Consider the following 6,121-nt stretch of genomic DNA (forward strand, 5'->3'; position numbering starts at 1 on the left):
TATCGTGTTCTGCACGAGACGCGATATGTTGCGTTGCCACGCTTCCCGGGAGGTCACATCCATGCCTGTGTCGACATGGACCATTGCCGAGCCGCGGAAGCTCGCCTTCGAGGATCCGGTGACGGCACTCCACGTGCGCGTCGTGGACGGCACGGTCAACGTGGTCGGGACCGACGAGCCGGAAGCCCGGCTGGAGATCTCCGCGATCGAGGGCCCGCCGCTGATCGTGACCCAGGAGGACGGCCGGCTGACCGTGGCCTACGAGGACCTGCCCTGGCAGGACCTCCTGCGCTGGTTCGACCCGAAGAACCGCCGCCGCAGCGCTGTGGTCACGCTCGTCGTGCCGGCCGCTTCCTCGGTCGAGGTCGGCGTGATCGGTGCCGGGGCCGTCGTCTCCGGCATCAGCGGCCGCACGGAGGTCCGCGGCATCACCGGTGACTCCACGCTCGTCGGGCTGACCGGCGCGGTGCGCGGGGAGTCCGTGTCGGGCAGCCTGGAGGCCCAGAGCGTCACGGGGGACCTGCGCTTCCACTCCGTGTCCGGCGATCTGACGGTGGTCGACGGGGCGGGGACCTCGGTCCGGGCCGAGTCGGTCAGCGGCGCCATGGTGCTGGACGTCGACCCGTCCGGGCGGCCCACGGACATCCGGCTGGCCACGGTGACGGGCGAGATCGCGATCCGGCTGCCGCACCCGGCCGACGCCAGGGTCGAGGCGAACACCGCGAGCGGGGCCGTCTCCAACGCCTTCGATGACCTGCGGGTCGGCGGGCAGTGGGGCGCGAAGAAGATCACCGGCACGCTGGGCGCCGGGACGGGGACCCTGCGGGCGACGACCGTGTCCGGTTCGATCGCCCTGTTGCGCAGGCCCCCCGTCGAGGACGACGCGTACGCCGCCGAGCCGACCGGAAAGGTTCTCTGACATGCCTCCCGTATTCGCCCACGGCCGCCTGCGGCTGTACCTCCTCAAGCTCCTGGACGAGGCGCCTCGCCACGGCTACGAGGTCATCCGCCTGCTGGAGGAACGCTTCCAGGGGCTGTACGCCCCGTCCGCCGGCACGGTCTACCCGCGGCTGGCCAAGCTGGAGGCCGAGGGCCTGGTCACCCACGCCACCGAGGGGGGCCGCAAGGTCTACTCGATCACCGACGCGGGGCGCGAGGAGCTGGCGGGCCGGGGCGGCGAACTGGCCGACCTGGAGCTGGAGATCCGCGACTCGGTCTCCGAGCTGGCCGCCGAGATACGCGACGACGTACGAGGCGCGGCGGGCCGGCTCCGCAGCGACATGCGGGCGGCGGCTTCGGAGTCCCGGCAGGGTACGAAGGCCGGGGCAGGGACCGGGTCCGGGAGCGGCAAGGGCCGAACGAAGGGCGAAGGGGCCTCCCCCTTCGACGACTTCGGCGACTTCGGCGACTTCGGCCGTCTGGGCGACCTCGGCGAGAGCGAGACGTGGCGCACGGCGAAGGAGGAGCTGAACCGGGCCAAGCAGCTGTGGAAGGAGCAGGCACGCCGGGCGAAGGACGAGTCCCGGCGCGCCCGCGAGGACGCCCAGCAGGCCCGCCGCCAGGCCAGGGAGGCCCAGGAGAAGGCGCACGAGCAGATGCAGACGGCCGCCCGGCAGGTCCAGGAGCACTTCGCGCGGGGCGACTGGCCCTCCGGGGTGCGGGAGGGCCTCGCGGAGATCACCGGCCAGCTCGGCGGGTTCGCGCGCTCCGGAGCCTGGCCCCCGTTCGGCAAGCCCGAGGCGGACTCCGCCCCGGCGGCCCCGGTCCCCGACGACGGCTTCGACTGGGCCGAGGACGCACCGGCCACGGGCGACCCGGTGCGCGACCTGGACCGCCTGCTGGACCGTTTCCGCGACGGCGTCCGGGACACGGCCCGCGACCACGGAGTGACGGAGGCCCAGCTCGCTGAGGCCCGCCGCCACCTGGGGGCGGCGACGGCGCGGATCGAGGCGCTGCTGACGACGGAGGACGAGGCGAAGGCCTGAGCCGACGCGGCTCAGGGGGAACGGAGAACAGGGGCGGGCGTCCGGTACTGGACGCCCGCCCCTGTTCTCCGTTCGGGGGTCCGGTGCTGGACGCCCACCCCGCCCGGTTCCGTACGCCCGCCCCGCCCGATTCCGTACGCCCGTCTCACCCGGCCTCGGCGTGCCCCTGGCCCCCTTCGGCGTCGGTGCCGTACAGCGCGCGCTGCACGGTCGCGTAGGTCGCGCCGTGCTCGGCCAGGACGTCGGCGACGACTCCGGGCTTCGCCGTGAGGGCCAGGAGCAGGTGCTCCTCGCCGATGAAGCGGTCGCCGCGCCCGAGGGCGACCCGCAGGGAGTTCTCCAGGACGTTCTTCGCGCCCGAGGTGAAGGGGCGGTGCCCGGACCACCACCGGCGGCTGCCCCGGTCCGCGGCCAAGGCCCCCTCGCCGTGGGCCCCTTCCACCCGGGAGACGATCGCGCCGATGTCGATCCCGATGCCGGCGAGGGCGTCGGTGTCGGCCTTGGTCAGGCCGCCGCGGCGGCGGGCCTCGGCGAAGGCGGCGTCCAGGGAGGCGCGGCGGTCGTGGAGACCGAGTGCGGTGACGGCGAACGAGGCCCGGCCGCCCTCCTGTTCCAGCAGCGCGAGCAGCAGGTGTTCCTCGGTGACCGAGTCGGCCCCGACGCGCTCGGCCTGGGTCACTGCACCCTTCACGGTGGCGCGGGCCCCTGGGGTGAATCGCTCGAACATCAACGCCTCCCGTACTTCTTGTGCACGGCCTGCCGGCTGACGCCCAGCTCGGCGGCGATCTCCTGCCACGACCAGCCCTGGAGGCGGGCGCTTCTGACTTGTACGGCTTCGAGCTGTTCCAGCAGCCGCCGCAGCGCCGCCACCGACCGCAACCCGACGCGCGGGTCACGGTCACCGGCACGTGCGGCCAGATCCGTTGCTTCGGTCATGACGTCAACCTACATTGACAGGTGCTCTTCGTCAATCAAAGTTGACATCATCGTCGGCCAGGCGGGCGTGCCGCTCGACGTCGTACCGGACGGCGCCGTAGCGCAGCCTGGCCCGCTCGATGCCCTCGGGCGCGAATCCGGACCGGGTCGCGACCCGGCAGGAGGCCGTGTTGTCGGTGCGGTGGCCCAGCTCCAGCCGGTACAGCCCGAGCTCGTCGAAGGCCCAGCGCGCCAGCGCCCGCACACCGGCCGGAGCGACGCCCCGGCCGCGCGCCTCCTCTGTGGTCCAGTAGGAGACCCAGCCGGTGTCGTGGGTCAGGTTGACGGCGTCGACGGCGACACAGCCGAGGGCCTCGCCCGCCTCCCCCACGACGGCCCAGGAGTAGCCGGTGCGCGCTCCCCGTTCGCGCGTGCGGTCCGCGATCCAGGCCAGCGCCCCGGACCGGTCGAACACCGGCCGGTCCGTCTGGCGGTCCATCTCGGCCGGGGCGAAGGCGCGGAGCACCGCCGAGGCGTCAGCGGGCTCCCAGGGTCGCAGCAGAAACCCTTCAGGGGTGGTCAGTTCGTCCATACGGTCCACCTTCCCGCACAGTCACCACCACTTCGCTCCCGGGCCACGCCCGTACGACCGGCCAACTCCCGCGCGAAGACGTGCCGGGGCCCGGGGCGACCAGCCCCGGGCCGGTGACGGAGACACGCCAGCCCCGGGGCGTGGGCGGGAGGGACAGCTCCGTCACCCCGGGGCGGGCGGCGGCCCGGTAGGCGAGGCGGTAGGAGCGGGTGTCCGCGTCGTACGCCTCGGAGCGGACGGTCCCCGCGACGGCCGGGGCGTACGGGGTGACCGTCCGCTCCTTGTTCGTACGGAAGCGGCCCCGCTCGTCGACCGCGCAGTAGCCGCCGCCGTAACACCAGACGTACCCGGCCCAGCCGGAGCTGTAGCGGTTCAGGGAGTCGACGGCCTCACGGTAGAAGCGGCCCATGTTGGGGAGGGAGTTGTTCAGGGGCCCCCACTCGCCGACGACCACGGGGATCCGGTGGCGGGCCGGATAGGCGGTGACGGCGGCCTCGTACGCCTCGATCCAGCCGGCCGACGGGTCGTAGTCCGCGCCCGCCTCCATGGCGGTGTTGTAGAAGTGCGGGGCGTACACGGTCCGGCGGTCCCCGATCCGGCCGAGCCCGGTGGGGACGCCCTCGCCGACGATGGGCGTCGGCTCGACGAAGAGCCAGGTGTCACGGTCCTTCGCCCGGACGGCACGGGCCAGCCGGTTGTACATCGGGGTGAGGTGCTGGGCCTCGATCCGGCGGGCGGCGGTCGGCAGGTCCTCGCCCGCGCGCAGCTCCCCCATCGGCTCGTTGATCAGGTCGTAGCCGATCACGGCCGGGTGGTCGCGGAAGCGTTCCGCGAGGACCTGCCACATGGCGGCCTGGGCGCGCTGGAGGTCGGGGTCCTCGTAGAGGTGGGTGAAGGCCCGCTGGACGGCCGGTTCGAAGTACTCGGAGAACCAGTCGTCGGGGTTCGGGGTGAACGGCAGTCCGTCGGTCCTGGTGGCCCAGGCAGGGATGCCCCGGTGCCCGAACGCGGGCCCGAAGACGTCCTGGTGGGCGTCGATGAGGACCTGGACGCGGTGCTTGCGCGCCCAGTCCAGGACGCGGTCCACGCGCCGGAGGTAGCGCTCGCTGTACTGGCCGCGCGTGGGCTCCAGATCGTCCCAGAAGACCAGCAGCCGGGCGAAGTTGAAGCCGTTGGCGCGCAGGTCGCGGAAGTGCCGTTCGGTGATGGCTGTGAGGGCGGCCTCGCCGCGGTTCGCCTTGTCCTCGACGTTCCAGCCGCGCAGGGTGAGGGTGCGCCCCCGGTCGTCGGTCAGTGGCGGGACGGCACGTTGACGGGACTCGGATGCCGGTACGGCTACGGGGGCGGGGTGCGCCGAGGCGGCGGGAGCAAGGGCTCCCGCCGCGAGCACGGACGCGACGACGACTGCCATGAGTGCTCTGCCCATTCGCATGGGCGGCACCCAACCAGCAAAGCTGACACATGTTCAAGTATGCGTGCCCGCCGTGTTCCTGGCGGAGCTAGGAGGCCGGCGTGAACACGATCTTCCCGAACAGGTCGCCCGACTCCAGCCGCCGGAAGCCCTCCCTGGCCCGGTCCAGCGGCAGCACCTCGTCGATGACCGGGCGCACCCCGGTGGTCGCGCAGAACGCGAGCAGGTCCTCCAGCTCGTCCTTGGACCCCATGGTGGAGCCGACGACCTTCAGCTCCAGGAAGAAGATCCGGGTCAGCTCGGCGTGGGCGGGCCGGTCTCCGCTGGTGGCACCGGAGATGACGAGGGTGCCGCCCGGCCGCAGCGACTTCACGGAGTGGGACCAGGTGGCGGCCCCCACGGTCTCGATGACGGCGTCCACCCGCTGCGGCAGCCGGGTGCCGGGCTCGTACGCCTCCAGCGCGCCGAGTTCGACCGCCCGCTCACGCTTGGCCTTGTCCCGGCTGGTGGCGAAGACCCGCAGCCCGGCGGCCCTGCCGAGCACGATCGCGGCGGTGGCGACCCCGCCGCCGGCGCCCTGGACGAGCACGGAATCGCCTGGCCGTACCCCGGCGTTGGTGAACAGCATCCGGTACGCGGTGAGCCAGGCGGTCGGCAGGCAGGCGGCCTCCGCGAAGCTGAGCTCCTTCGGCTTGGGCAGGACGTTCCAGGTGGGGACGGTGACCTGCTCGGCGAAGGTGCCCTGGTAGCGCTCGGTGAGGATGGAGCGCGGCTCCTTCGGCCCGACGCCGTGCCCCGACTGCCCGATGACGGAGTGCAGGACGACCTCGTTGCCGTCCTGGTCGACGCCGGCCGCGTCGCAGCCGAGGATCATCGGGAGCCGGTCCTGCGAGAGGCCCACGCCCCGCAGGGACCAGAGGTCGTGGTGGTTGAGGGACGCGGCCCGGACGGTGACGGTGGTCCACCCGGGACGCGTCTCGGGGGCCGGGCGGTCTCCCAGCTTCAGGCCGTCGAGGGGCTGGTCGGGATCGATGCGGGCTGCGTAGGCGGCGAACATGGCTCGACGATAGGCGGGGCGGGGCGGCCCACGGAACCGCCTGCACGTGTGACGCACACCAAACGGGGTGGGCCCGCGCCTTCAAGCCCCTGCGGCGATTGAGCAGCCGGGGGCCCGCACTATCAAGCCCCTCCGGCGATTGAGGAGCGGGGGTCTGGGGG

General features: G+C 73.1%; 7 protein-coding genes. 2 read left to right on the top strand and 5 right to left on the bottom strand.

Translation table 11 applies throughout. From position 1 onward, the window contains the following. Positions 1 to 61 precede the first annotated feature (61 nt). Positions 62 to 919 carry a DUF4097 family beta strand repeat-containing protein gene (locus tag D581_RS0120410; RefSeq protein WP_032752852.1) on the top strand — a complete coding sequence of 286 codons (858 nt, stop codon included), beginning with the start codon at positions 62 to 64 and terminating at the stop codon, positions 917 to 919. 1 nt (position 920) lies between these two features. Next, positions 921 to 1,985, top strand: a complete 1,065-nt coding sequence (locus D581_RS0120415) for a helix-turn-helix transcriptional regulator (protein ID WP_018959062.1) — start codon at positions 921 to 923, stop codon at positions 1,983 to 1,985. Between the two features lie 145 nt (positions 1,986 to 2,130). Here D581_RS0120415 and D581_RS0120420 read toward each other — a convergent pair whose 3' ends face one another. From D581_RS0120420 to D581_RS0120440, 5 genes are all read right to left on the bottom strand, one after another. After that, positions 2,131 to 2,712 carry a Clp protease N-terminal domain-containing protein gene (locus D581_RS0120420; protein WP_018959063.1) on the bottom strand — a complete coding sequence of 194 codons (582 nt, stop codon included), beginning with the start codon at positions 2,710 to 2,712 and terminating at the stop codon, positions 2,131 to 2,133. Further along, entirely contained in the window at positions 2,712 to 2,921 is a 210-nt protein-coding gene (locus D581_RS0120425) for a sigma factor-like helix-turn-helix DNA-binding protein (RefSeq protein WP_018959064.1), read from the bottom strand. The genes D581_RS0120420 and D581_RS0120425 overlap by 1 nt, the downstream gene beginning before the upstream one ends. Before the next feature lie 31 nt (positions 2,922 to 2,952). Continuing rightward, the gene (locus tag D581_RS0120430) at positions 2,953 to 3,492 is read right to left on the bottom strand and encodes a GNAT family N-acetyltransferase (protein WP_018959065.1); all 540 of its coding nucleotides are present in this window, start codon (positions 3,490 to 3,492) and stop codon (positions 2,953 to 2,955) included. After that, positions 3,470 to 4,903 carry a cellulase family glycosylhydrolase gene (locus D581_RS0120435; protein WP_018959066.1) on the bottom strand — a complete coding sequence of 478 codons (1,434 nt, stop codon included), beginning with the start codon at positions 4,901 to 4,903 and terminating at the stop codon, positions 3,470 to 3,472. Before D581_RS0120435 ends, D581_RS0120430 begins: the two co-directional genes overlap by 23 nt. A gap of 88 nt (positions 4,904 to 4,991) precedes the next feature. Further along, positions 4,992 to 5,960 (bottom strand): zinc-binding dehydrogenase, encoded by a 969-nt coding sequence (locus D581_RS0120440; protein ID WP_018959067.1) that lies wholly within the window; start codon positions 5,958 to 5,960, stop codon positions 4,992 to 4,994. Positions 5,961 to 6,121 lie beyond the last annotated feature (161 nt).

This window comes from Streptomyces sp. CNB091, assembly GCF_000377965.1.